Below are 24,910 nucleotides of genomic sequence, written 5' to 3'. Positions count from 1 at the left end.
GCCTCAGCTCCGGCCCGCTGCCGCGGGCACCGCGTCGGCCGGCCGGGCCCCGGTGAACCAGCCCGCCAGCGCCCGCGCCACGTTGTCCTTGAGCACCCGCTCCGCGGCCGGGTCGAGGAGCTGGGCGAGGCTGGCCACCCCGAAATCGAAGCGGGCGGTGAAGCGGACCTCGCACCCCGAGGGGATCTCCCGTAGGCGCCAACTGCCCTCGAAATGCTGGAAGTCGCCGTCCTCCTGGACGAACTCGATCCGCAGGTTCTCCCGGTCGACGCGGTCGCGCTCGCTCCAGCGGAGCGTGCCGCTGCGGAAGTGGACCTCCCAGCGGCTCACGGACTCGCCCGGGTGCCGCGGGTCAGGGGTGACGGCCACCGACCGTACGTCGGGGGCGTGGGCGGCGAAGCCGGACAGGTCGGCCAGGGCATCGAGCACCTCGGCGGGCGACTCGTCGACGAGCAGGGTCAACTCGGCACAGCGCATGGGCGGTTCTCTTCTTTCCAGGCGTTCCGACGGCTCTCGGCGAGTGCCGTGCAGGCGTGTTCGAAGGTGGTGAGCAGGATGTCCACGTCCCGGTCGGTGAGGACGGCGGGCGGGGTGAACCTGAGCACCGCGTGCGAGTTCAGCGAGTGGTTGGCGAGCACTCCGCGGGAGAGCAGCTCCAGCAGGAGTTCGGCGGTCAGGCCGGGTTCGGCCAGCTCGACCCCGATCAGCAGGCCGGCGCCGCGCACCTCCACCAGCAGGTCCCCCAGGCGCTCGGCCGCGATCTGCCGGATACGGGGCAGCAGATGGCTGCCCAGCGCTTTCGCCCGGGAGACCAGGTCCTCTTCCCTGATGCAGGCGATGGCGGCCTCGGCCGCCGCCATCGCCACCGGCGCCGCGGAGAAGGTGGAGGTGTGCACGAAGGGGTCGCGGCCGAACGGCTGGAAGACCTCCCGGCCCGCCACCATGGCGGAGACGGGGATGACGCCGCCGGACAGCGCCTTGCCGACCAGCAGGATGTCGGGGACGACTCCCTCGCGGTCCGCGCCCCACCAGCTGCCGAGCCGGCCGAGCCCGGTCTGCACCTCGTCGAGCACCAGCAGCGCGCCGTGCGCCCGGCAGGAGGCCGCGACCTCCGAGAGGTAGCCCGGCGGAGGGAGGAGCACCCCGGCCTCCGCCTGCACCGGCTCCACGATCACACACGCGGTGTCGGCCGGGCCCTGCGCCAGCTCCTGTTCGAGCGCGGCGGCGTCCCCGTAGGGGAGATGCCGGACCCCGGGCAGCAACGGGAGGAACGGCCCGCGGTACATCGGGTTGCCGGTGGCCGACAGCGCGCCCATGGTCTTCCCGTGGTACCCGCCGTGTGCGGCCACCACCGTGGTCCTGCCGTGACAGCGCGCCAGCTTCAGCGCGGCCTCGACGGCCTCCGCCCCGGACCCGGCGAAGTGGACGTGGTCCAGGCCGGGCGGGGTGACGGCGGCGAGCGCCTCGGCGGCCGCGCCCGCGCGGGGCTCCAGCAGCATCCGGGTGGCCACGGGGTGGGTCGCGATCTGCTCCGTGACCGCCCGCACCACCCGCGGATGCCGGGCGCCCATCAACAGCACGCCGTAGCCACCGCAGTTGAGCAGGGCGCGCCCGTCCGTGGTGTACACCCAGGCGCCCGAGGAGCTGCTCTCCACCAGCCCTCCGAAGAGTTCGCCGAGCGTCGCGCGGGCGGGGCTGAGATGGGCGCGGTAGCGGGCGGTCACCGCGGCCTTCGTCTCCTCGGGGGACCTGTCGTGCGCGGCGTCGACGGGCGGTGCGGGGCGTTGTTCGGGGACGGGGGCCGGGGGCGTGGTGTGCCCGCGGTTCCGGGCGGGGGGCGAGGTCATAGGGGCTCCAGGAGGAGGCGGAACGGTGCCGGCCGGAGCCGGCGGTCCAGGGCTCGGGGCTCAGGGCATGACGAACGGTTCACCGGCGAAGTAGGCGTCCATGGGGGCCGCCGTGCTCGTGCGCGAGGGCGGGTGGAAGGCCAGGGCCCGTCCCGCGGCCAGCCGGTAGGCGATGTCGGAGGAGTGGATGAAGGCCATACCGCCGAGGAGTTCGGCGGAGCTGCCGGACAGATCGGCGACCGCGTCCTGGACGGCGTAGCGCACCGTCAGCGCGTCGGCGAGCGCGCCCGTGCCGACCTCACCGTCGTCCAGCCGGAGCGCGACGGCGTCGAGCTGGAGCAGGGCCGAGCGCAGCCGGGACCCGAGGGCGGCGCGGTCCGAGGCGCTGCCGCGGGACCGCCGGAAGACCTCCTCGACCAGTGCGGCCGCCAGGCCCGCGTAGACGCTGGAGATGATCAGCTGGAACCAGATCAGTCCGGTGCTGGTGAGCCGTTCGGAGTCGGCGGGGTCGTCCCCCAGCCGCAGCAGCTCCTCCGGACCGCACGGGACCTCGTCGAAGCGCACCTCGTCGCTCTCCGCACCGGCCAGGGCGAGGGTGTCCCAGAAGGGGTGCACGCTGATGCCCTCGGCCCCCGCGGGGACCAGCACGATGGCGGTCTCGGGCGCCCCGCCGTCCTCCGCCGTCAACCGCACGCTCGCGGTGATCAGGTCCATGGACCGGGACAGGCTGCACGGCTTCTTCGATCCGGTCAGCCGGTAGCGGCCGTCCCCGGCCGGGCGTGCCGTCATCGTCGGCGCCAGCACGCCCTGCCCCGACGTGCCCTCCGCGAACGCCGAGGCCACCAGCAGCCGTTCGCCGGCCACTGCCCCGAGCAGCACGGGCACCAGGGGGTTCACGCTCTGGGGGACCGCACGCAGGGTGGCGACGGAGAAGCCGTGCATCGCCACCGCGGCGCCCAGCGAGGGGGAGTACGACGAGAGGGCGGTCATCGTCCGCACCGCGTCCCGGGCGCCGGCGCCCGCCCCGCCGTGTGCGGTCGGGATCAGCAGCCCGGCCCCGCCGTACTTCCGGAACAGTCCGATGCCGGGGCTGCCCGGACGCTCCAGTTCCTGCAGCGGGATGTCCGACAACGCGGGGCACAGCCCCGGCAGCAGGCGGTCGCAGTGGGACCGTGCTTCGTCCAGCATCCTCATGACGCGCTCCTGTCGGTGTGGTCGGTGCCCGCGGTGGAGCCGAAGACGGCATCGCGCGGGTGCACGTCGTGGGCGACGCTCACGCCCTGCAGCCGGGACGTGCGCAGCGGCGGATAGTTGGCCTCCCCGTACACCCCGCCGGTCAGGCCGGTCCCGCCGTGGGTGGGCAGCGTGGGGAGGAAGCCGACGTGGGAGTCGTTGACCTTGAGCAGGCCGCCGTTGCGGACGTCGCGGACGAACCGGTCGACGACGCGGTCCTCCCGCGCCCACACCGAGTTCCGCAGCCCGTAGGCGTTCTCATTGAGGAAGGCCACCATCCGGTCCAGTACGAGGGCGTCGTCGCCGGGTTCGGCCACGACCACCGGCAGGAGCGGGAAGAAGGTCTCCTCGCGCACGGCATCGACGAGGCGCGCGCCGGCCAGGCCGTCCACCCGCAGCACGGTCGGCTGCAGGAAGGGGCCGTTGGCACTGACGGTGCCGTCGATCTCCATGCGGTGCCCGCCCCGCAGGAGCCGTGCGCCCGCGCCGGTCGCCTGGGCGAGGAAGGCGAAGAACTTCTCGCTGCGCACCACGGGGGAGAGCAGCGTCTCGGGGTCGTCGGGGTAGCCGGGCCGCAGCGCGTCCACGGCCTCGCCGAGCCGGCCCAGCAGCTCGTCCGCGATATCGGGGTGCACCACGGCGTAGTTGGGGACCATGCAGATCTGGCCGGAGCCGAAGAAGCACTCGGTCAGTGCCTGTACGGCGCGGTCGACGTCCGCGTCCCGCCAGATGGCGACGCCGTCGTTGCCGGCGAGTTCGAGGATCGGTTTCTTGCCCCGGGCGATGCACTTCGCCTCCAGGCGCAGCCCGACGTCGGAGGGGCCGATGTAGAAGATGTCGGCGACCGCCGGGTCGTTCAGCCAGGACTCCAGCACCTCTTGGGGCGCTGCGCAGAAGAAGTTCAGCGTCCCGGGCGGCGCCCCGGCCTCTTCGAGCGCGGGCACCAGGATTTCCCGCAGGACGTACATCGCACCCAGCGGCGCGCTGCGCGGGACCCGGACCACCAGGGTGTTGCCGGCGAGCATCGCGGTGGCCGCCAGCAGCACGCTCGACAGCGGTGCGTTCTGCGGGGGGTTGGCGCAGACCACGCCGTCGGGCTGGCGGCGGACGAGCATCCTGCGGGGCCCGCGGGAGTACTCCTGGTGCAGTTGGCCGGCGTAGAACCGGAGGTTCTCCTCGGAGTATCCGCCGAGGAGCCCCGCGAACTGCCACTCCGCGAGGACGCGCGGATGCTGCTCCTGGATCAGCACCTCGATGATCTCCGACCGGTGCGCCTCCAGACGGCGGCGCACGGCCCGCCCGAGGGCGAAGATCCTCGTCGCGGCGGGCGCGGCCGCCCACTGCGGGAATGCCTCGGCCGCCGCTTTCACCGCCGCCCCGGCGGTCTCGCCATCGGCGACGGAACAGCGGGCGAGCACATTCGGATTTCCCGGGTCCCCGGTGCCGCGTTCCAGGGCTCTTTTCGCCCGCAGTGTCGCGAAGACATCATTCAGCATGGCCCGCGCACTCATGCAGTAGACGCCGTCGTCGGAAGGCACCTCGACTCCGCCGACAAACGAGTGGTACTCGCGCGGCGCCGATTGCCGCACCGTTGGTTCGGCAGAGATGAATTCATCCTTCCCGTGTTCCGGGAAATCGACGCAAAAGGATTCCTTGACCGAACCTTCCACCTGGAGATCATCCATTCCGAGGAAACTCCTTTCCGGCCTTCCGGCAGGGCGAGTAGTGCGTTACTTCCGCATTCCGGAGACCAAGAGCATGCTGAGTTCCTCGCCCCCCTGGAGAAGATTGCGAAAAGCCCCCATCCGCTCCACCACATAAGGCAGGCTCCACAGATCCGTGACGTCGGCGGCCCAGCCGTGGCGGGCCCACCAGTTCTCCGGATCCCGCAGCCGCCACGGCCATGGCGTCCCCGCCGCGGCCATGTCCTCCAGCCACGGGCGCATGAACGAGGACTGGGCGGTTTCGGCGTTGAGGCATTCGGCGCCCAGGCTGCTGCCCGGGGCGGACAGCCCGGACACGGTGGCCACGAGCTCCGCCACCACCTCGGGTTCGAGGTAGTAGAGCAGCCCTTCGCACAGCCACGCCGTTGGCTCGGCCGGATCGAAACCGGCCGCGATCAGAGCCTGTGACCAGGGGCCTTGCAGGTCGGCCCGGACGGCGATGCGCTCGGCCACCGAGGGGGCGCTGCCCGCGAGCACCGCCTCCTTGAAGGCGTGCACCGCCGGCAGGTCCACTTCGTACAGCCGGGTTCCCGCGGGCCAGTCGAGCCGCAGGGCCCGGGTGTCGAGGCCCGCTCCCAGCAGCACCACCTGCCGGCACCCCGAGCCGGCACGAGCCGTGAGGTGGTCGTCGAAGAAGCGGGTGCGCACCGCCAGCCATTCGGGCAGCAGAACCTGAAAGGCACCGGCCCCGGGCGGGCCATGGAAGCCACCCGCGGCCGCCACGAATTGCCCGGCCCAGGGGTCGCTGAACAATGCGTGTGGCTTGCGGGATTCACCGGCCCGCATCTGCGCGGTCCACAAGGCGGTTTCCGAGACGCCGGCCAGCCCGATTTCGTAGTCCTGGGTCACCGGGAATCCCCCTCGCCGCGGAAAATCGACCTGTCCGCGAAGGCCAGCGATGAAGAGCCCTTAATGGTCCGTGTCGACCAATCCAAGAAGGCATCCTTTCGTGCGGCACACGGCATGTCGACGCCATACGCCAAACGGTCTAACGAGAAAGGATCCTACGGTGCGTGATCCGCCCGGTTGCAAGACCGGTCTGATTGAAGGACACGGACGGATGAATAGTACGACCGCTGGCCGTGAAACTCGGTCGATGATTTCCGGCCACCGGTTTTTGGCCACCGGTTTTGGCCACCGCTTTTCTTTTCCTTCATGTTTCCCCGGTGTTTCCCGTACGGGGGTGCCCGCATGATCCGGCCACTGCTCCCCGGAGGGCAGGGGTGGATGCCGGGCGCCCCTAAGCCTCCGGGGGTCGGGTACCGGACATCGCGGTGGCCGGCCGTCCCCGGTGCCGCGGCTTCGGCGACGTGCCCGGGACCCCCATGTCGGCAAGAAAGTGGCCATCGCAGGCCGGATCTCCACTGTCGGACTCCGGTGTCCGTGGCATCGATGTTTCGTCGGTGGAGACGGCAACGATGCTGTGTGGCGGGCGAGTTGAGTGGGCGGGTGTGAGGTGTCCGGCTCGCGCTCCGGGGGCGGTGCCGGTGTCCGTTTCTGTGCCCGTGCGAGGGCGCCCCTCAGCCGGGTGAGCGCCAACCGACGTGCTGCCGCGGCCCGTTGAGGCGGCATCCGTGGGTCGGCGGCGCATGCGGGGGATGCGTCCGCAGTCGCAGCTCGTCCGCGAGGGGGCCGCCCCGCCCGACTCCTCTTCGGAGAATCCCCGAGCGGGAGCGAGCGGGCGCGGCGACGGCCTTTCCGGCTCCGCGGGTGGTGCTCTGCCCGCCGGGCCGGCGCGTTCCCGTATCCGCGGAACGGCACGTTCCCGTATCCGCGGAAAGAGAACGGCGGACCGTGGTCGCGGGCCCTCTTCGCCGCTGTTTCGGAAAACGGTCCCGGGGCAACAGAGCACTGTCGGGATGACCGGCATGGTGAAAAGGGCCGGCCGCCGTACCCCTTTGTTCAGGGGTGTGAGCCAGGGAGAGCGGTGGCGGCACAGAGCCCGCTCTCGCGTCGCGTTGAAGGGATTTTGCATGAGTTCCACTGTCTGGGGTTACCTTCCCGATTCCGGGTACCGGGCGGGCACGGCCCTCGAGGGGTACAGCGTCGAAGCCCTCGACGGAAGTATCGGCAAGGTCGACAAGCATTCCGACGAGGTGGATTCCGCGCACCTCGTCGTCGACACCGGTCCGTGGATCCTCGGGCGGCGCGTCGTGCTGCCGGCCGGCACGGTGACCGGTATCGACCGGGAAGAGGAGAAGGTCTACGTCGGCCGCACCCGGCAGGAGATCAAGGACGCGCCCTCCTTCGAGGGGGACGAGCACGCGGGCAGCGCCGATTACCTTCATCAGGTCGGGGTCTATTTCGGGGGATTTCCCCTGGTGTGAAGCGGATCCCGGTCGTCCGGGGCGGGTCCGGCGCGGGAGGGGCCGGCCGCCGCCGGGGTGGCCGGCCGGCCCGGGGTGTCTCACCCGTGCGGCGCCGTGCGGGGGGCGCGTGCCCCCCCCGGATCCGGGGAAGCCGTCAAAGGACCCTCTCGGCGAAGTAGCCTTCGGTGCGGCCCGTGGATGAGCGAGCGGCGGAGCTCCAGGACGTGGAGATGGATCAGGCGTGAGGTGAGAGCGTGACGGGTGCGCAGCAGACCCCGGTGAACAAAGCGGCAGAGGCGCGCGCCCGTGTTCATGAGCTGCTGAGCGCCCACCGTCCGCGGATCGGTGAACTCTCCGTCATCGACGCCCTGCTGGTCACCTCGGAACTGGTCACCAATGCCCAGCGTCATGGAGACGGCCTTTCCGGTTTCTCCGCCCGGATCGTGGCCGATCGCCTGGAAGTCACCGTCGCCGATCACAACCGCCGGCAACCCGCCACCGCCGCCGGTCGCGAAAAATATGCGGTCGGTGGATATGGCTGGCCGATGATTCAGCAACTCACCGCCTGCGTCGTCATTATTCCCACCCCGGGCGGTAAAGCCATTACGGTGACCATTCCGCTCTCCTTCGACCGCACGTCCGGCTGATGCCGCCGGTGTGACGCCGCCGGGCAGTGCTCCCCGGGCTGTTGGCCGCCGGACGCCGCTCACGGATCCGCCCGGCCGCCGAGCGCCGCTCCCGGACCGCCGTGTGCCGCGCCCCGCGCTCCGGTCCGCTGCCCCGACGCCCGCGCGCCGGGTCCCCCCTACCCGCTCCCCGCCGTGGTGCCCGCGACACGGCCTGAGAGTATTGCCGTCCTGCCGCGCGAGACGGTGCCCCGTGCGAGGGCAGCGCCCCGTCCGAGAGCGGTGCCCGTGCGAGACAGTGCCCCGGCGGCCGCGCCCGCCGGGCGGGCGGACAAGCGACACGGCGCCACCGGGACGGCGCGGGCGTATGGAGATGGAAGAGTGTGATGCGGGGAGTACCTGCCAGGGCGGCCGAAGCACGCAACTTCGTGCACGACCTGCTGCACGGGACAGCGAGCCCGGTCGACGACCTGGCCCTTGTCGACGCCCTCCTGGTGACCACCGAGCTGGTCACCAATGCCCAGCGGCACGCGGGCGGGCTCACCGGATTCACCGCGCGGATCGTCGACGGGTACCTGGAGCTGGCGGTCGAGGACGGCAGCGAGCGGTGCCCCACCGCCCCCGTGCCCCGGGGCCCCGACACCACGGGTGGATACGGCTGGCCCCTGATACAGCGGCTGTCCCGCACCGTCGACATCGTCCCGACCACGACCGGCAAGACCATCCGCGTGACGCTTCCGCTGTGATGCCACCGGGCGCACGATCTCCTGCCGTCCGCCGGATGACGATTGCCCCGCACGGTGTCCGTGGGGGATGGTTGCCGAAAGGGGAAGGACCCCTGCCGGTTCTGTGAGGTGATGGGGTGGACGTGGCGAACCCCGCATGGTGAAAAGTTCCGACATGCCCCCTGCGACCGCGCCGTTCCCCGGCATCGATGCCGCCTGGCGCTCCGCTCCCCATCCCGTCCTGGTCACCGGCCCGTCCGGTGTCGTGCGCGCCGTCAACGACGCCGCCGCCCTGCTGTTCCCGGGCGCCGGGCCGGGTGCCCCGCTCGACGAGGTCCTGCCCCGCTGGCTCACCGAGGCCCACCGGCGCTTCACCGACCCGCTGCGGCCCGACGACGCCGAGCCCGCCCGCGGAGCCGCCGGCGACCGCAGCATCGAGGCCCGTCCGAGCCGCACGGAGAACGGCGACGTGGTGTGGTGGCTGGTCGACGACACCGCCCGCCGGTCGGCGGAGGACGCCCTGCGGGCGGAGCGGGAGCGCACCGCGTTTCTCGCCCAGGCCTCGACGGAACTCCTCGCCTCCCTGAACGCCGACCGGTGCACGGAGGTCACCGCCCGGCTCGCCGCCCAGCATCTGGCCGACGCGGCCGTCGTGATCGCGCCGCCCTCCGGACGGCGGCTGTCCGTGAGCTACTGCGGGCCGGACGGGGAGGTGGTGCGCGACAAGGTCCTCGCGGACCCCGCCTCCGTACCGGGGCTGGTCGAAGCCCTGCAGGGGTTTCCGCCCGTCCCGTCGCGCTGGATAGACCCCGCGGCGGTGCCGGAGTGGGTGCGGCCGCCCGCGCTCGGCGCCATCGGCTCGGTGGCCGTCACCCCGCTCCCCGGCCATGGTGTGGCGGCCGGCGCGCTGATCCTGCTGCGGCGTTCCGACCAGGCCGCGTTCCACGAGCGCGAGGAGACCTTCGCCCGGCTGTTCGCCGCGCGCGCCGGGGCGGCGATGTCCGCCGCGCGGCTGTACGCGGAACAGGCCGCGATCACCCGGACGTTGATGCGGGACCTGCTGCCGCCCCGGCTGCGGCAGGTGAGCGGGGTGGAGTTCGCCGGCGGCTACCGGGCCTCGAACGACACCGACCGCGTGGGCGGCGACTTCTACGACGTGCACGCGGGCGCCGGTCCCGACGAGGAGTCGCTGGTCGTCCTCGGGGACGTGTGCGGCAAGGGCCTGGAGGCCGCCGTGCAGACCGGGAAGATCCGCAACACGCTGCACGCCCTGCTGCCGCTGGCCACCGATCACCAGCGGGTGCTGCACCTCCTCAACGGTGCGCTGCTCGACTCCCACCACACCCGCTTCGCGACCCTGGTCCTCGCCTCGGTGGCCCGGCGCGGCGGCACCGTCCGACTGCGGGTGACCAGCGCCGGGCACCCCGCCCCGCTCATCGTCCGGGCGGACGGCCGGGTGGAGGAGGCCGACACCCGCGGGTCCCTCGTCGGCGCGCTGCCGGAGGTGACCTCCCGGACCGCCGACGTCGACCTCGCTCCCGGGGAGTCGTGCCTGCTGTACACCGACGGGATCACCGAAGCCTCCGGCGGGCCCCTGGGCGACGAGTTCTTCGGCGACGAACGGCTGCGGTCGGCGCTGAGCGAGTGCGCGGGGATGCCGGCCGAGGCCGTCGTCGAGCGGATCCGGATGCTCGCCGCCCAGTGGGTGGGGAACGGACGGCACGACGACATGGCCGTGGTCGCCATCACCGCACCCCGCCATGCGCACCCCGGCGCGGTGGACGGCGGCACCCGGGGCAGGTGTGCGTCATGACGCCCTCTCCCGCCGCGCCGCTTTCCCCGGCGCAACGCCTGACCTCCTACGTCGACGCCCTGTGGGACGCCGTCGTGTCCGTGGACGAGTACGCGGCCGTGCGCCAGGCGCTCGACGCGGTCGATGCCGGCGTCCCGCCGGAGGAGGTGCTGCTCGACGTCATCGCGCCCGTCCAGCACCGGGTCGGCGAGCACTGGGCAGCGAACCGGATGACCGTGGCGCAGGAGCACGCCGCAACGGCTATCAACGACCGGGTCGTCGCGGCCCTCGCCCACCACCGGCCGGCCGACGCGGCGGCGCGGCGCGGGCGCATCACGGTGGCCTGCGTGGACGGCGAGTGGCATGCGCTGCCCGCGCGTCTCCTCGCCGAGGTGCTGCGGTTGCGCGGCTGGCAGGTGGACTTCCTCGGCGCGCAAGTGCCCGCCCCGCACCTGATCGCGCATCTGCACCGGACCGGGCCGCAGGCGGTCGCCCTGTCCAGCTCGATCGCCACCCGGCTGCCCACCGCCCACGCGGCGATCACCGCCTGCCAGGCCGTGGGTGTCCCCGTCGTGGTCGGCGGCGCCGCCTTCGGGCCCGACGGCCGCTACGCCCGGCTCCTCGGCGCCGACGCCTGGGCGCCGGACGCCCGTACCGCCGCCGACTTCCTCGCCGAGGGGATGCCGGCCACCACGCCCCCGGCGCTCGGGCACCAGCCCGTCGACGACCTGCCGCACCTGTCCGACCAGGAGTACTCCCTGGTGGCACGGACCGGGCCGCAGCTCGTCAAGGAGACCCTGGTGCGGCTGGAAGAGCGCTTCCCGGCCATGCGCGACTACTCCGTCCAGCAGCGGCAGCACACCGCGGAGGACCTCGCGCACATCACCGACTTCCTCGCCACCGCCCTCTACACCGATGACGACGAGCTGTTCAGCCGGTTCCTGGTGTGGACCGGCTCGATCCTCACCACCCGCGGGGTTCCCGCGCACTCCCTGCACCCGGCGCTGGACGCCCTCGGCGAACAGCTCAAGGACTTCCCGCGGGCCCGGCGCATCCTGGCCCACGCCCGCCGGGCCCTCGACAGCGACCCCGACTCCGGAACTGCTGCATGACCACTCACCCACCCGGCGACGGCCTCACCGCCACCACCCCGGACCGCCACACCGCGCACCTCCACCTCTCCGGGGACCTCGACCACACCACCGCGGAGGAGGTGCTCGCCCGCGCCCTCCGGCAGATCGCCGCCCAGCCGCACCTGCGCGACCTCCACCTCGACTGCGCGCACGTCCGGGCCTGCGACCCGATGGGACTCTCCCTCCTGCTGGCGCTGCACCGCCGCACCAGCGCCGCCGGCATCCACCTCCACCTCGACGACCGGCCGCCCGCCCTGGACCGCCTCCTGACGGTCACCGGCACCCTCACGCACCTCACCTCCCCGCCGGGACAGCAGGGCACCGTCCCGACGGGCTGACGCAGCAGGGGCGGTTCCTCCGCCATGGGCAAGGAGGGGCTGGCCGGCGGGCGACGGGCCCGCCTGTCGTAGCCCGCCGCTATGGTGCGGCGCATGCACCCGCTGATCACCGCCCTCGCCGCACACGACGAGACCGCCGACTTCCTGGCCTGGCCGGGCGACTTCGCACTCGACCGGGGGGACCACGTCGAGGAGGTCCACCTCGCGTCGGGCGCGGCGCTGGAGGGCTTCGCGGGCGACGGCGCCGGCGGCACGTACTTCTTCTGCGGCGAGGGCGGCGAGGAACACCCGGTCCTGTACGCGGACTCCGAGGGCGGCGCGGCGCTGGTCGCGATCGGCCTGCCGGAGCTGCTGCGGCTCCTCCTGGTCGCGCCCTGGTGGCGGGACTGCCCCGCCCTCACCGCGGAGGAGAGCGCCGAGGCGGCCGCCGACCACCTGGAAGACATGCCCGACTTGGCGGACCGGCGCGACCGTGCGGCCGCGGCCCTCGGTCTTGCCCTTCCCTCCGAGGCCGACGTCCTGGCCCGCCTGCGCGAGGTGGCCACCGGGGCGGGCAAGGACGTCGTGCTGGTGTACACGCCGGAGGGCACGCCCTACCGGCGGCTGATCACGGGCTGAGCGGAACGCCCGCCGGCCTTCCCGTTGCGGCGCTCGGGAGGCCTGCGTCGAAGGATGCGACCCGGCAACGGACGCCCGCCCCGGGGCGTTTGTGCCGCGGGGCCTTTGAATGTGCTTCCCCGGGGCATACGCGAGGTCAGCAGTATTTGCCTACCGGAGGGAGAGACCATCATGGGCATCGGCGGATGCATCGGTCTGATCGCAGTGGGTGCCATTCTCACGTTCGCCGTGGACTGGCACCTGTCCAGCGTCAACCTCGACCTGGTCGGGCTCATCATGATGGCCGTGGGGGTGATCGGCCTGGCGGCCTATGTGAGCATCCTCAAGCGGCGGCGCGTCCAGCCGCCGTCTCCCGGGGCTCCGGTGGTCGACGTCGAGGAGACGCGTACCTACCGGTGAAGGACGGGCCGGTGGGTTCGGGCCGGGCGCCTCGGGAACGCCTCCTGCCGCTCCCGCGCCGCCGGCACCTCCGGTCCCGTGGTGACCCCTGACGAGCCGACGTACAGCGCACGGGCGGACAACCGCATTGCCGGGAGAGGCAGTTGATGACAGACCACCGCACGGCGGACGCGGCTTCCCTCCCGAGGGGAGCGATCGGCGCGGCGGGCGAGGACTACCTTCCCATCGCCGAACACGGGCTGATCGGCGACCTGCGCACGGCCGCGCTGGTCGGAACCGACGGCCGGATCAACTGGTTCTGCGCCCCGCGCTTCGACTCGCCCAGCATCTTCGGCTCGCTGCTCGACGCCCGCAACGGCGGCCACTGGCACCTCAGCCCCGTGGGCGACGTGGCCAAACGGCAGCAGTACTACTTCCCCGACACCAACATCCTGATGACGCGGATGCTGACCGGGAACGGCATCGTCGAGATACAGGACTTCATGCCCATACGGGCGGAGGGGGACCAGGGCCACCGGCAGCGTCTGGTGCGGCGGGTGGTCGCCGTCCGGGGCAGCGCACGGATCCGCACGGTCGTCGCACCACGGATGAACTACGGCCGGGACCCGCACAAGGCCGAGCCCCAGCCGCACGGCGTGCGCTTCACGAGCGAGGCGCTGGACGTCTCGCTCCAGGCGAGCGTCACCCTCCGCGCCGAGAACGAGGACGCGGTCGGTGAATTCGACCTGACGGAGGGCCAGTCGGCGCTCTTCGTCCTGGAGACCACCGGGCCCGCCCCCGCCGAGCCGGCCGTCGACCTGGTCGACGCACCGGCCGCCGAGGAGCTGTTCCGCTCCACCGTACGGTTCTGGCGCCGGTGGCTGAGCCAGTCCACCTACACCGGCCGCTGGCGCGAGATGGTGCACCGCTCCGCGCTGACCCTCAAACTCCTGACCCACGAGCCGACGGGCGCCATCGTCGCCGCACCGACCCTCGGACTCCCCGAACAGGTCGGTGGCGAACGGAACTGGGACTACCGCTACGTCTGGATCCGCGACGCGGCCTTCTCCCTCCACGCCCTGCTGCGCCTGGGCTTCACCCGCGAGGCAGAGGCCTTCATCGGCTGGCTGACCAACTGCCTGCGCGGGGCCCGTGACGACGACCAGGTGCCGCTGCGCGTGCTGTACTCCATCGACGGCCACGCGGAGCTGCCCGAACAGGTCCTCGACCACTGGGAGGGCTACCGGGGCTCGGCCCCCGTCCGGGTGGGCAACGGTGCCGCCGGCCAGCTCCAGCTGGACATCTACGGCGAACTGTTCGACGCCGTCTACCTGTTCAACAAGCACGGCGACGGCATCTCGCACGAGAGCTGGACCGACCTGTGCTCCCTCCTCGACTGGCTCCTGGAGCACTGGGACGGCCCCGACGCGGGCATCTGGGAGACCCGGGCCGGCCGGCAGCGCCACACCTATTCGCGGGTGATGTGCTGGGTGGCGGTGGAGCGCATGATCAGAATGGCCCGGCAGCGCGGCCTGCCGGGTGACCTGGGGCGCTGGATGACGGAACGCGACAAGATCTACCACCAGATCATGGAGCAGGGCTGGAGCGCGGAGGACCAGACCTTTGTCCAACGCCTCAGCGGGGACCCGGAGCAGCCGCCGGAGAGCATTCTGGACGCCTCGCTCCTGGTGCTGCCGATGGTGAAGTTCCTGTCGCCCAAGGACCCGCGGTTCCGTGCCACCGTGCGGGCGATCGGCGAGGGACTCGTCACGGACAGCCTGGTGTTCCGCTATGACCCGAAGGTGTCTCCCGACGGCCTGGACGGTACCGAGGGGACCTTCTCGATCTGCTCGTTCTGGTGGGTCGAGGCACTCGCGCGCACGGGGCAGATCGACGAGGCCAGGGTGGCGCTGGAGAAGATGTTCACCTACGCCAACCACCTCGGCCTGTATGCCGAGCAGATAGGGATGACGGGCGACCATCTGGGGAATTTCCCGCAGGCCTTCACCCACCTCGCACTGATCAGCGCGGCCACCAGCCTGGACGGCTTCATGGGCTGAGCGGCCCTTCGCGCCCCGGGCCCGTACCCGCATTCCGGCAGGGGCGGCAAGGAGGCAATGCCCCTCACTTCCGGCCATGGCCCTACGGGAATGCCCGCCGGAATCCAGGGCACGCGCGGTGTCACGAAGGAACAGGAAATCGTGCCGGAACAGGAAACACCTCGCTGCCGGCGGGACAATGCCGACCGCCGGCTCCGATATGGGCATACTGGCTGTCGTCGCCTCGGGAGCCGTTCCCGGTCTTGATGTGTCACTCCTGAACAGCTCGGAATTTACCGGCACACCCCCCAGTGAAGCGCTGTCCAGCCTACGAGAACCGAAGGGCAGGAATACTGTGGCTGAATTTCTCACCGACCTCAAAACGCTCCGCGAGCGCGCACGCCGCGAGATGGACAAGGGGCCGGTCACCGAAGCGTACGGGGCCGATGTGACCCGCGTCCTGCAGGTGCTCAACGAGGCACTGGCCACAGAAATCGTGTGCACCCTGCGGTACAAGCGGCATTACTACACCGCCTCCGGTCTCTATTCGGAACCGGTCGCCGCGGAGTTCCTGGAGCATGCCGCGGAGGAACAGCAGCACGCCGACAAGCTGGCACAACGCATCGTCCAGCTCGGCGGGGAGCCCGACTTCAACCCGGACACGCTCACCTCGCGTGCGCACGCCGAATACGACGCCAGTTCCGACCTCATCGACATGATCAAGGAAGATCTGGTCGCCGAACGCGTGGCCATCGCCTCGTACACCGAAATCGCGAAGTGGCTGGGCGACGGCGATCCGACCACCCGCCGCGTCTTCGAAGAACTCCTGGCGCAGGAGGAGGAGCACGCGGACGACCTGCGAGGGCTGCTGGAGCGCATTCCGCAGGAGAAGAAGCGCGGTTGACGCGGGCCACGGCAGTTGGCCTGATGACGGCGCTCGACGGCGGCACCCCGGGGACAAGGGGTGCCGCCGTCGACCGCCGTCGCACTGCGCCGGCACGGTGGCGGGGGTGTTCAGCCCTCCAGGGCGCCCGGCACGTTGTCGGCGAGCGTGAAGTATCCGGCGGTGCCGGTGACATCGAAGAGCCGGCGGACGACGTCGTGGAACGGCCCGGCGACGATCATCCTGCGGTCCTGCCGGTGGTGGGCCCGCTGGGCGGCGAGCAGTACATGCAGCACAGTGGAGTCGGCGAAGTCGGTGAGCGACAGGTCGATGACGGTACGCGGAGCGCCGGAGTCCTTCGCCAGCGCGCAGGCCTCTTCCAGGAGAGGCGCGCTGTCGTGATCGAGGGACCCGCTGACACGGACGACGAAGACCTCGTCCTCGACAGCATGAGTCACCACAGCCGGTGTATGAACGTACATGGCCGCCAGCATGCCATGAGTTTCGGGCACGGGTTCTAGGCAGTCTCCTGTTCGGCCAATCGAGGGACGCCGAGGCCGCCGAAGGCCGTCGCAGGACACCCGAAGCCGTCCCCGAACGGTGCGCGCCGCCGCTCTCGGAATCCCTCCCTCTGCGCCATGCCGGAACCTTCCACGAAACATCCGATGCGGTGCCGGTCATGCGCCGGACGAATGACCCGGATATGCGCGGATGGCTCCCTCCGGTACACCGATTGCGCCACTCGGCGGGGTGATTGTTGCGCTGTGCCGCATAACCGTCACGGGGCCGGGCAATGGGCGTGCTCACACGACCTGAATTCCGGAGGTGAACCATGAACGCGGTTTTCGAGGACGTATCGGACGCAAAACTGCAGGGGGCCCATGACGGGCCGTCACCGCGCGCCGGAGAATCTTCCACCACGCTTCCTCGTATCGAGGATGCCGGGAGTGTGGCTCCCCGAGACGCCAAGGCCCTGTCGCCGCTGTTCTTCGAGCGGCTCGGGGAACTCGACGAAGGCACCGCCGAGTACCAGTACGCACGCAACACGCTCATCGAGATGAATCTGTCCCTGGTGCGGTACGTGGCCTCCCGGTACCGAAGTCACGGTGACCAGATGGAGGACATCGTCCAGGTCGGCACGATCGGTCTGATCAAGGCCATCGACCGGTTCGACCGCTCCCGCCGGACGGAGTTCGCCGCCTTCGCCATCCCCCACATCCTGGGGGAGATCAAGCGGTTCTTCCGCGACACCAGCTGGGCGGTCCACGTCCCCCGGCGGCTGCAGGAACTCCGCGCCGACCTGGCCCTGGCCACGGAACAGCTGTCCATGCTCCTGGACCGGCAGCCCACCGTCAAAGAGCTCGCCGAGCACATGCAGCTCACCGAGGAGGAGGTCATCGAGGGCCTCGTGGCCGCCAACGGCTACTCGGCCGTCTCCTTGAACGTGGCGTGCGACAGCGATGCGGCGCCGGGCGACGGGCCGACCTTCGCCGATGTCCTCGCCGCCACCGACCCCGCCACCGAGCGCATCGAGGACCGGTGCACCCTGGCCTCGCTCCTGAAGCTGCTCAGCGACCGCGACCGCCTCATCATCCAGCTGCGCTTCGGCCAGGAGCTGACGCAGGCGCAGATCGGTGCGGTGCTCGGCGTGTCCCAGATGCATGTCTCGCGCCTGCTCGCCCGCATCATCAAGCAGCTCCGCAGCGGAATGCTCAGCCAGAAGTGACCCCGGTGCGGGCCGCTTCCGACCCGGCCCCGCCAAAAGGAGAGCGAGGCCGGAACATGCGGGAGGGGCCACAGCTTCTGCGCTGTGGCCCCTCCCGCATGCGTGCGCCGGTCACTCCTTGAAAGCGTCCTTGGCCTTCTCCTTCGCCCCGCGGAGATCTCCCTTGGATTCCTTTGCGGAGCCCTCGGCGGTGGCGCTCTCATTGCCGACCGCTCGGCCCGCTTCCTTCTTGACCTTTCCGATGGTCTGCTCGGCGATGGCCTTGACCTTTTCGCTGGCACTCATGGTGCGGTCCTTCCGTTGGCGGCACTTTCCGGGTGCCCCCGCCCCGCGCCCTCAAACGACGGGGAAAGGAGAGGAATTACAGGGGAGAGCAAAGCGGCCCGGAGCGCACACCGCGCTGGAGGTGAGTCCCTTGCGAGGCGGTGCACGCCCCGGGCCGTGCTGCGACGTGTGCCCCTGGACGTGCCGCTGATGCCCGCTCCGTCCCGTCCCGGGCGGTTTCGCCGACGGCTTCAAATTCGTTTCCGGTTCGCAGGCATGGTGGTGTGGGATCGGGGTAGGCGGCCGCTGCAGCGTCCGCGGGTGCCGGGCGCGCGGGAAGGCGAGATGATCACCATCGTGAGCGAGACCACGACCGAGCAGCGGTACGCCGACACGGACTCCGTACTGCCGGAGGTGACGCAGCCGCAGAAGGTGGCCCCGCGCGACGCGAAGGAGCTTTCCAAGCAGTTCTTCGAGCGGCTCCAGGTCCTCGAAGAGGGCACGCACGAGTACCAGTACGCGCGCAACACCCTCATCGAGATGAACATGTCGATGGTGCGCTATGTCGCCCGCCGCTACCGCAACCGCGGCGACGACATGGAAGACGTCATCCAGGTGGGCACGATCGGTCTGATCAAGGCCATCGACCGCTTCGAGCTCTCGCGCGAGGTGGAGTTCTCCACCTTCGCCGTCCCCTACATCCTCGGGGAGATCAAGCGGTTCTTCCGTGACACCGGCTGGGCCGTCCATGTGCCCCGCCGCCTCCAGGAGCTGCGCAGCGACCTGGCCAAGGCCAAGGAGCACCTCGCCGCCTCCCTCGACCGCGACCCCACCGTCCGGGAACTGGCCGGCCACCTCAACCTCTCGGAGGAAGAGGTCATCGAGGGCATCGTCGCCGCCAACGGCTACACCGCCGGCTCGCTCGACACCCCCGCCGACCCGGACCCCTCGGAGCAGCGGCGCACCCTCGTCGACGTCCTGGGCGAGAACGACCCGGCCCTGGAGGCCGTCGAGGACCTGCATGTGCTGGCTCCGCTGCTGGACACGCTCGACGCGCGCGAACGCCGCCTGATCGAGCTGCGTTTCGGCCAGGAGATGACCCAGTCGCAGATCGGTGCCGAGCTCGGCGTCTCCCAGATGCACGTCTCCCGGCTGCTGACCCGTACGTTGTCCAAGCTCCGGGCCGGCATGCTCACCGACCGCTGAGACCGCCGCCCGCAGCGGTGCCGGACGGTGCCGCTGCAGTCGTCCTCAGCAGCCCCCGCGCTTCCCCCGCCGGTGCCGTCACCAGCAGTTTTCGCTGGTGACGGCACCGGCGTTCGGTTGCCCGGACCGTCGCCCGCCGCCCGCGGGACGAATTCACGCCATCGGTGTGTAGGGAGGCGGCCGGCGGGCATCCGCAGCGTTGAATCGCTTCACCTGCGGAAAGGAACCGGACGATGCTGATGGCCCACCCTGCGGTGCTGCTGGAACTCGTCGAGGAGTACGAGGCGTTGGAGCTGCTGCACGCCCGCCAGGGCAAGGCCGAGGTGCGCCGCAGGATGGAGGACCTCGCCTACACCCTGTGCGTCTCCACCGGCACCCGCGACGTGGACGCGGCGCTGGCCGCCGCCCGTCACCGGCTGCCGGGCGCCGGGGTGCGGGACGGTTCGCTCCTCGCGGGCTGACCGGTCGCTCGCCCCGGGGGAGTGCGATGCGGGCCCAGGCCCCGGAGGCCGCTCAGTCCGGCAGGTGGGTGGGGAGCGAGGCCCGCACTTCGTACCAGCCGTCCGCGCGCGGCCCGGCCTGCACGCTGCCGCCCAGCGAGGACGCCCGCTCCCGCATCCCCAGCAGCCCGTGGCCCGTGCCAGGCCCCCGCCGCACCTCCGTGACCACCGGGCTGTTGGCGACGCGTATGCCGAGGCCGGACGGGCGGTGGGCGATCTCCAGCTCGACCCGGCAGCCCGGGGCATGCCGCAACGCGTTGCTCAGGGCCTCCTGCACGATCCGGAAGGCCGACAGCTCGACGCGCTGCGGCACCGGCCGGGGCGTGCCGTCGACGGACCAGTCGATCCGCAGGCCCGCCCCGCGGACGTTGGCCACCAGCTCCCCGACGTTGTCGAGGGTGGGCTGGGGCGTGTACCGGTTGTCCGGGATCTCTTCCTCCGACCGCAGCATGCCCAGGATGTGCCGTAGCTCGGTCAGGGCGGCCAGCGCGTTCTCCCGGATACTGCCGAAACTGTCGCTGAGCTCCTGGGGAGGCTCGGCCACCCGGTAGGGCGCGGCCTCCGCCTGCACGGCAACCACGGACATGTGATGGGCGACGACGTCGTGCAGTTCGCGGGCGATGCGGGTGCGCTCCTCCAGCAGGGCCCGGCGGGAGCGTTCGAACTCGGTCAGCGCCTCCTGCTTCCGCAGCTCCCGCCGGCTGTCCAGGCGCCCGCGGACGGCCGTGACGACCACCAGCCCGAACGCCGACAGCAGCCCCCACGGCAACAGGCCGTTGATCTCGACCCGGGGCGACAGCCCGACGGTCAGCGCCCCGCCCACGAGCAGGGTGAGCGCCCATTGCGCGAAGTACACCCGCGGCCGGAGCCGGCAGGCGACGATCAGGGTGACGACGAGGTGCGCCATCAGCCCCGGGGCCGTCCACGGCCACGGCCCCGCGCTGTCCAGCGCGGCCCCCATGAGGGCCCCGCCCACCGCGTACGGCAGTGCCGCGGTCAGCGACAGCCACCACGCGGCCACCGGCCGGTAGCGGGCCAGTACCAAGGCGGGGGCCTGGGCCCAGGCGGTGAGCGCCGACAGCGCCCGCACCGTGCCGGGTTGCCCCTCGGTGATCAGGGTGCCCGAGATGCCCAGATCCACCGCGACCAGCGCGGCGAGGACGAGCGGCAGATGGCGCCGTACCCGCCCCTTGGGCCGGGCCGCGGGAGCCGCCGCCTCGTGACGGAACGGGGAGAGGTCGCGGCTCAGCGCCTGTGCGAAGGCAAGGAGAGGCCGCGCGCTGAACGGGCGCCGCCCCGACCGCGACGAGGCGGTGAGGTTGTCCGGAGTCACGCGGCCATCGTACGGAGGCACCGTGGCGCGCGGCCGGCGAACGGACGGCGGGCGCCGGCGGCCCGGACCGGTGCGCTCGGTCATACCTGAGAGCCAGCCGCCGGATACCTCGGAGCTACGCATCAATTGGCTCTTGAGCGTGATGTCGCTCCCGCCTCCGAAATCTAACGTTGTCGCTTGTCGGGGGAGGAACGGGGGACGGGGGAACGGCGGCTGCGCACGCGGCGAAGGGCGGGGGAGGGGCATGCGCGCATGCCACGGGGAGCCCTGGTCCGCGCGTGCGCGCCGTTCCCCCGAGTACAGCGCCCGTTCGCATCAAGACGCCCCACCCGGTGGAGGAAAAGTGGAACCCATAACCGTCGACCACATCAGCAGCCTGTACGCGAAGTACCAGGACGACCTGCGGGCGGTGCGTGACGCCCAGCGCACGTTCCTCCGCGACCGGGGCAAGGCGATGAAGGCGCAGCTCGACGACTACGAGGCGGAGATCACCTATCTGCTCCTCCGCGACCTGCGCCCCGAAGTCGTCGTGGAGATCGGGACGTTCTACGGCTGGTCGACGATGTGGATCCTGAGCGCGCTCCGCGACAACGGGACCGGGCATCTGCACTCGTTCGACATCGTCGACAACGTGGTGCGCAACGTGCCGCGCGAACTCTCCGCCGACCGCTGGACGTTCACCCAGGGCGACATCCAGCAACACCCGGAGAAGATCCCCGCCGAGCAGACCGACTACCTCTTCATCGACGCGGACCACGGTGCGCGCTTCGCCCACTGGTACATCGAGAACCTCTTCCCCGCCGTCCCGCCGCGGACGCCCACCAGCGTCCACGATGTCTTCCACGGCCGGCGCCCCAAGCCGTTCGGCGAAGGGGCGGTCATCGTGAAGTGGCTGGCCGACCAGAACATCGAATTCCTCACCCCGTCCACCGCGAAGGCACCCCAGGTGACTCAGCAACTGGCCCTGGTGAAGAAGGACGTGGGCCTGGACGAGCCGGTCAGGGACAGCGACCACAACCCGATGATCTTCTTCACGCTGCCCTGAGCGGCGGCGGACCGTAAGTGATCCCCGGGGTCCACCTGGCAGGATTCACGGCATGACCAGTGAACGAGTGCGGCCCGAACCCAGGATGTGCGTGCTCTTCGACGTCGACGGCACATTGATCGACGCCGTGGACAACCAGCGCCGGGTCTGGGCGACGTGGGCGGGGCGATACGGCGTGGACGCGGACGAGGTCCACCAGGTGGCGCTGCGGACGCGGCCGTTGGAGACCTTCGCGAGAGTGGTTCCGGACCAGGACCCGCAGGAGTGTCTGGCGGCGCTGCACGCGTTGGAGGACGAGGACGTCCGGTCCGGCGTCTACGGGGCCTTCGACGGTGCATCGGAGCTGCTGGGGGCTCTGCCGTCGGGGGCGTGGGCGCTGGTGACCTCCAACTATGAGCACCGGGTGCGCGGGCGGTTTGCCCGCACCGGCCTGCCGGTCCCGGACGTCGTCGTGGACGCGGCCGCGGTGGAAGAGGGCAAGCCCTCGCCCGTGCCGTACCTGCGGGCCGCCGAGCAGCTCGGTGCCCGGCCCGAGGACTGCCTGGTCGTGGAGGACGCCCCCTCCGGAGTCGAAGCGGGTCTGCGGGCCGGCATGACCGTGTGGGGCGTCAACAGCGCGGCCGCCGTGGCAGGCGTGCACCGCCACTTCGCGAGCCTGCGCGAAGCGGTCCCCGACATCCTCGCCTTCGCCCGGCGCCGGGGTCCTGGACCGTCCGCGACCCGATGATCACCTTCACGCTGCCCTGAGGGGCCGCCCGAAGCCCTTGAGCCGTCTCGTTCGGAGCCGGCTCCCGGACCGGTGAGGGCAGGGAGGATCGCCGGGCCGGGGACAGGGAGACGCCGGACCTTCTTCGCCACGTCACCCGCCGGCTCCGGCAAGAGGCCGCCGGACCCTGGTTTCCCTCCGGGCGCGACCGGCCGCTTTGCGGTGCCGTTTCCCCCGGAGGGGGAGACTGCTTGACTTGTCGCCCTTCGTCCGATTAATGCCTTGCCGACCGCCCCCGCGCCCCGCACTGTCATGGGGTCAACCACCGGATCCGGCCAAGGTCTCACGATGAATGAACACAGCACCGCGATATCCACCGACCCCCTGCGCGCGGACGTCGTACGCACCGACGCGATACGCACCGATGCCGTACGCACCGCACTGGAACGCTTCATCCAGACCCGGGAGTTCAGCTGCCTGGGTGCCCGCGCCGCACTGAAACGCCGCAGTCTCACCCACCGGCATTACCGAAGACTGGGCGACGAGGCGTCGGCGGAGGAGAACCTCCGCGACCTCGTGGCGTATGTCGACGCCGTCCGTCCCCTGCTGTCCGACCAGAGCTTCCGCACCTTCGTCGCGACGTTCGACGCGCCCGGCCCGATCGACGAGCACGCCTATGAGGAGCTTCTCTGGCGGCATCTGCAACGCATGCACGACCTCGACAGCCGCACCTTCGGCCTGGACACGGGAACGTCCTCCGACCCCGAGCAGGCCAATTTCGGATTCCACGCCGGCGGCCACGCCTTCTTCGTCGTCGGCATGCACCCCGGCTCGTCCCGGGCGAGCCGCCGTTTCACGACGGCGGCGATCGCCTTCAATTCCCTCACACAGTTCACGCTCCTCGGCGAGAACTTCTACTCGATGCAGGGCGCGATTCGCAGGCGCGAGGTCAAGAACAACGGTTCCGTCAATCCGAGTTTCACGGAGTACGAGTACGAGCAGCCCGCGCGGCACTACTCGGGGCGGTACACCGAAGAGGACTGGCAGTGCCCCTACGTCTCGCGGCACGAACCGGCTACCGAGGACTACACCCAGGGGCTTCTCCCGCACCACCGGTGAGCGCGTCCCGCCTCGCTCCGCCGCACCCGTCCCGCCCCCCGCCCGGGACATGCCGCAGACGGCGTAATGGCCGGGCCGGGCCCTCCGGCCGCGTCAGGCTGTGCTGTCTTGATCGCGGCCGCGTCGGGAGCCCGGGTGGACAGGTGGGGTGAGCGGATCTTCCAGCGGAACGGTCGTGGGGACGGCAGGGGACCGGACCGCCCGCCGGGTGCGGCACGCGGGGGCCGGCGGCGCGCCGAGATCGCGGACCACAGCGGTCTCGCCGTGCCCCGGCCCCCGGCATGGATGCGCTGGCTGCCCGCCGGCTACATCGCGTTCGTCATGCTGCTGGAGGCCGCCAGCCCCACCCCGTGGGCCGTGAGTTTCCTGCTCATCGCCCTGCCGGTGATCGCCGCGTACGCCCTCGGCCCGGTCGGCGTCGCGGCGTACACGGTCGTGGCCGTCGTGCTGGAAGGCGTGGTGGCCGGCACCCCCTGCTGCACCGGCCACAACCTCCACCAGCAGTGGGAGACCCACCATGTCGCCGCCTATGTCGCCACCGGCCTCGTCGGCCTCCTCGGCGTGGCCCTGGCGGCCCACCGCCGACGCCAGGAACAGCACCTGGTGCGGGCCAACTCGGTGGCCGAGGCGCTGATGCGTACCCTGCTGCGCCCGGTGCCGCACCGGGTCGGACGGGTGCTCGCCGCCGGTCTCTACCGGTCCGGCGAGGTCGGCTCCATGGTCGGTGGCGACCTCTACGACATCCGTGCCACGCAGTGGGGCGAGCGCGCCATCATCGGTGACGTCCGGGGCAAGGGGCTCCAGGCCGTGCGCACGGTCGCCGACATCCTCGGCAGCTTCCGCGAGGCCGTCCACGACCCCGGGGACCTGCCGGCCGTGGCCGCCCGTATGGAACGGCGCCTGAGGCGCGAGGCCGAAGAGCTCCCCGACGACGAGCTGTTCGTCACCGCCGTGCTCGTCGAGTACGACGCCCCGGCCCACCGCGTCACCATCGTCAACCAGGGGCACATCGAGCCGGTCCTGATCTCCGGCGGCGAGGTGACGGCCCTCACCGGTCCGCCCGCCCTCCCGCTCGGCCTCGGCGCCCTGGCCGGCGAGGACCCCGTCGCCTACACCCACCGCTTCCACCGGGGCGACGTCCTGCTCCTCTGCACCGACGGCCTCATCGAGGCCCGCGACCACGCCGGCGCCTTCTATCCCCTCCTCGACCGCCTCCGTCACCGCTTCACCGGCAGGCCCGCCCCCGCTCCCGACGACGTCATCAACTTCCTCAACACCGACCTGCCCCGCCACACCCGTCGCTTCCACGACGATGTCGCCCTCCTCGCCCTCGCACCCTGCGGGGACGGCGAGCCGTAGCGGGAGC

Annotated in this window: 25 protein-coding genes; 17 read left to right on the top strand and 8 right to left on the bottom strand. The window is 71.4% G+C overall.

Going from position 1 to position 24,910, the window contains the following annotated elements; translation table 11 throughout:
• Positions 1 to 3 precede the first annotated feature (3 nt).
• The 5 genes from AB0411_RS03795 to AB0411_RS03775 all read right to left on the bottom strand — a co-directional run bounded on the left by AB0411_RS03795 (position 4) and on the right by AB0411_RS03775 (position 5,653).
• Positions 4 to 477 carry a type II toxin-antitoxin system RatA family toxin gene (locus AB0411_RS03795; RefSeq protein ID WP_366415553.1) on the bottom strand — a complete coding sequence of 158 codons (474 nt, stop codon included), beginning with the start codon at positions 475 to 477 and terminating at the stop codon, positions 4 to 6.
• Complete coding sequence (locus tag AB0411_RS03790) at positions 459 to 1,847, bottom strand: aspartate aminotransferase family protein (protein ID WP_366415552.1); 1,389 nt, start codon at positions 1,845 to 1,847, stop codon at positions 459 to 461. The genes AB0411_RS03795 and AB0411_RS03790 overlap by 19 nt, the downstream gene beginning before the upstream one ends.
• 60 nt (positions 1,848 to 1,907) lie before the next feature.
• Positions 1,908 to 3,041 carry an acyl-CoA dehydrogenase family protein gene (locus AB0411_RS03785; protein ID WP_366415551.1) on the bottom strand — a complete coding sequence of 378 codons (1,134 nt, stop codon included), beginning with the start codon at positions 3,039 to 3,041 and terminating at the stop codon, positions 1,908 to 1,910.
• Positions 3,038 to 4,618: an aldehyde dehydrogenase family protein gene (locus AB0411_RS03780; protein WP_366415550.1), complete on the bottom strand. Its 1,581-nt coding sequence runs from the start codon at positions 4,616 to 4,618 to the stop codon at positions 3,038 to 3,040. The genes AB0411_RS03785 and AB0411_RS03780 overlap by 4 nt, the downstream gene beginning before the upstream one ends.
• 192 nt (positions 4,619 to 4,810) lie before the next feature.
• Positions 4,811 to 5,653 (bottom strand): SAM-dependent methyltransferase, encoded by an 843-nt coding sequence (locus AB0411_RS03775; protein WP_366415549.1) that lies wholly within the window; start codon positions 5,651 to 5,653, stop codon positions 4,811 to 4,813.
• A gap of 1,124 nt (positions 5,654 to 6,777) precedes the next feature.
• Between AB0411_RS03775 and AB0411_RS03770 the strand changes: the two genes are divergently transcribed.
• The 10 genes from AB0411_RS03770 to AB0411_RS03725 all read left to right on the top strand — a co-directional run bounded on the left by AB0411_RS03770 (position 6,778) and on the right by AB0411_RS03725 (position 15,666).
• Positions 6,778 to 7,131 carry a PRC-barrel domain containing protein gene (locus AB0411_RS03770; protein ID WP_366415548.1) on the top strand — a complete coding sequence of 118 codons (354 nt, stop codon included), beginning with the start codon at positions 6,778 to 6,780 and terminating at the stop codon, positions 7,129 to 7,131.
• Positions 7,132 to 7,367: 236 nt separating this feature from the next.
• On the top strand, positions 7,368 to 7,760 hold the full coding sequence (locus AB0411_RS03765) for an ATP-binding protein (RefSeq protein ID WP_366415547.1): 393 nt from the start codon (positions 7,368 to 7,370) through the stop codon (positions 7,758 to 7,760).
• A gap of 365 nt (positions 7,761 to 8,125) precedes the next feature.
• Positions 8,126 to 8,485, top strand: coding sequence for an ATP-binding protein (locus tag AB0411_RS03760; RefSeq protein ID WP_366415546.1), 360 nt, complete (start codon positions 8,126 to 8,128; stop codon positions 8,483 to 8,485).
• Positions 8,486 to 8,639: 154 nt separating this feature from the next.
• On the top strand, positions 8,640 to 10,277 hold the full coding sequence (locus tag AB0411_RS03755; protein ID WP_366415545.1) for a PP2C family protein-serine/threonine phosphatase: 1,638 nt from the start codon (positions 8,640 to 8,642) through the stop codon (positions 10,275 to 10,277).
• Positions 10,274 to 11,368 carry a cobalamin B12-binding domain-containing protein gene (locus AB0411_RS03750; protein WP_366415544.1) on the top strand — a complete coding sequence of 365 codons (1,095 nt, stop codon included), beginning with the start codon at positions 10,274 to 10,276 and terminating at the stop codon, positions 11,366 to 11,368. Before AB0411_RS03755 ends, AB0411_RS03750 begins: the two co-directional genes overlap by 4 nt.
• Complete coding sequence (locus AB0411_RS03745) at positions 11,365 to 11,727, top strand: STAS domain-containing protein (protein WP_366415542.1); 363 nt, start codon at positions 11,365 to 11,367, stop codon at positions 11,725 to 11,727. Before AB0411_RS03750 ends, AB0411_RS03745 begins: the two co-directional genes overlap by 4 nt.
• A 93-nt stretch (positions 11,728 to 11,820) precedes the next feature.
• Positions 11,821 to 12,345 carry a hypothetical protein gene (locus tag AB0411_RS03740; protein ID WP_366415541.1) on the top strand — a complete coding sequence of 175 codons (525 nt, stop codon included), beginning with the start codon at positions 11,821 to 11,823 and terminating at the stop codon, positions 12,343 to 12,345.
• A 171-nt stretch (positions 12,346 to 12,516) separates the two neighbouring features.
• Positions 12,517 to 12,744 (top strand): DUF6458 family protein, encoded by a 228-nt coding sequence (locus AB0411_RS03735; protein ID WP_086720076.1) that lies wholly within the window; start codon positions 12,517 to 12,519, stop codon positions 12,742 to 12,744.
• A 146-nt stretch (positions 12,745 to 12,890) separates the two neighbouring features.
• On the top strand, positions 12,891 to 14,783 hold the full coding sequence (locus AB0411_RS03730) for a glycoside hydrolase family 15 protein (protein ID WP_366415540.1): 1,893 nt from the start codon (positions 12,891 to 12,893) through the stop codon (positions 14,781 to 14,783).
• A gap of 334 nt (positions 14,784 to 15,117) precedes the next feature.
• Complete coding sequence (locus tag AB0411_RS03725) at positions 15,118 to 15,666, top strand: ferritin-like domain-containing protein (protein ID WP_366415539.1); 549 nt, start codon at positions 15,118 to 15,120, stop codon at positions 15,664 to 15,666.
• A gap of 110 nt (positions 15,667 to 15,776) precedes the next feature.
• Here the strand turns inward: AB0411_RS03725 and AB0411_RS03720 are convergent, their stop codons facing one another.
• Entirely contained in the window at positions 15,777 to 16,106 is a 330-nt protein-coding gene (locus AB0411_RS03720) for an STAS domain-containing protein (RefSeq protein ID WP_366415538.1), read from the bottom strand.
• Positions 16,107 to 16,477: 371 nt separating this feature from the next.
• Here AB0411_RS03720 and AB0411_RS03715 point away from each other — a divergent pair, with 371 nt between their 5' ends.
• Complete coding sequence (locus tag AB0411_RS03715; RefSeq protein ID WP_403145235.1) at positions 16,478 to 17,371, top strand: SigB/SigF/SigG family RNA polymerase sigma factor; 894 nt, start codon at positions 16,478 to 16,480, stop codon at positions 17,369 to 17,371.
• A 111-nt stretch (positions 17,372 to 17,482) separates the two neighbouring features.
• Here AB0411_RS03715 and AB0411_RS03710 read toward each other — a convergent pair whose 3' ends face one another.
• Positions 17,483 to 17,656 (bottom strand): CsbD family protein, encoded by a 174-nt coding sequence (locus tag AB0411_RS03710; RefSeq protein WP_159469106.1) that lies wholly within the window; start codon positions 17,654 to 17,656, stop codon positions 17,483 to 17,485.
• A gap of 324 nt (positions 17,657 to 17,980) precedes the next feature.
• Here AB0411_RS03710 and AB0411_RS03705 point away from each other — a divergent pair, with 324 nt between their 5' ends.
• Positions 17,981 to 18,841: an RNA polymerase sigma factor SigF gene (locus AB0411_RS03705; protein ID WP_366415537.1), complete on the top strand. Its 861-nt coding sequence runs from the start codon at positions 17,981 to 17,983 to the stop codon at positions 18,839 to 18,841.
• Positions 18,842 to 19,074: 233 nt separating this feature from the next.
• Positions 19,075 to 19,302 (top strand): DUF5133 domain-containing protein, encoded by a 228-nt coding sequence (locus AB0411_RS03700; protein ID WP_366415536.1) that lies wholly within the window; start codon positions 19,075 to 19,077, stop codon positions 19,300 to 19,302.
• A 52-nt stretch (positions 19,303 to 19,354) separates the two neighbouring features.
• On the opposite strand, the gene AB0411_RS03695 is transcribed toward AB0411_RS03700, so the two are convergent.
• Positions 19,355 to 20,674: a sensor histidine kinase gene (locus AB0411_RS03695; protein ID WP_366415535.1), complete on the bottom strand. Its 1,320-nt coding sequence runs from the start codon at positions 20,672 to 20,674 to the stop codon at positions 19,355 to 19,357.
• Between the two features lie 343 nt (positions 20,675 to 21,017).
• On the opposite strand from AB0411_RS03695, the gene AB0411_RS03690 reads away from it, so the two are divergent.
• The 4 genes from AB0411_RS03690 to AB0411_RS03675 all read left to right on the top strand — a co-directional run bounded on the left by AB0411_RS03690 (position 21,018) and on the right by AB0411_RS03675 (position 24,903).
• A complete protein-coding gene (locus tag AB0411_RS03690) occupies positions 21,018 to 21,719 on the top strand; it encodes a class I SAM-dependent methyltransferase (RefSeq protein ID WP_366415534.1) in 702 nt (233 codons plus the stop codon).
• A gap of 52 nt (positions 21,720 to 21,771) precedes the next feature.
• Positions 21,772 to 22,446 carry an HAD family hydrolase gene (locus AB0411_RS03685; RefSeq protein WP_366415533.1) on the top strand — a complete coding sequence of 225 codons (675 nt, stop codon included), beginning with the start codon at positions 21,772 to 21,774 and terminating at the stop codon, positions 22,444 to 22,446.
• Between the two features lie 327 nt (positions 22,447 to 22,773).
• Complete coding sequence (gene gntA, locus AB0411_RS03680) at positions 22,774 to 23,544, top strand: guanitoxin biosynthesis heme-dependent pre-guanitoxin N-hydroxylase GntA (protein WP_366415532.1); 771 nt, start codon at positions 22,774 to 22,776, stop codon at positions 23,542 to 23,544.
• Positions 23,545 to 23,679: 135 nt separating this feature from the next.
• Positions 23,680 to 24,903, top strand: a complete 1,224-nt coding sequence (locus AB0411_RS03675) for a PP2C family protein-serine/threonine phosphatase (protein WP_366415531.1) — start codon at positions 23,680 to 23,682, stop codon at positions 24,901 to 24,903.
• Positions 24,904 to 24,910: the final 7 nt, after the last annotated feature.

This window comes from Streptomyces angustmyceticus (assembly GCF_040701845.1).
In the GTDB taxonomy this organism is placed as follows: Bacteria; Actinomycetota; Actinomycetes; order Streptomycetales; family Streptomycetaceae; genus Streptomyces; species Streptomyces angustmyceticus_A.
Note: the sequence above shows the minus strand (reverse complement) of the source record. Positions and strands in the feature narration are given on the sequence as shown.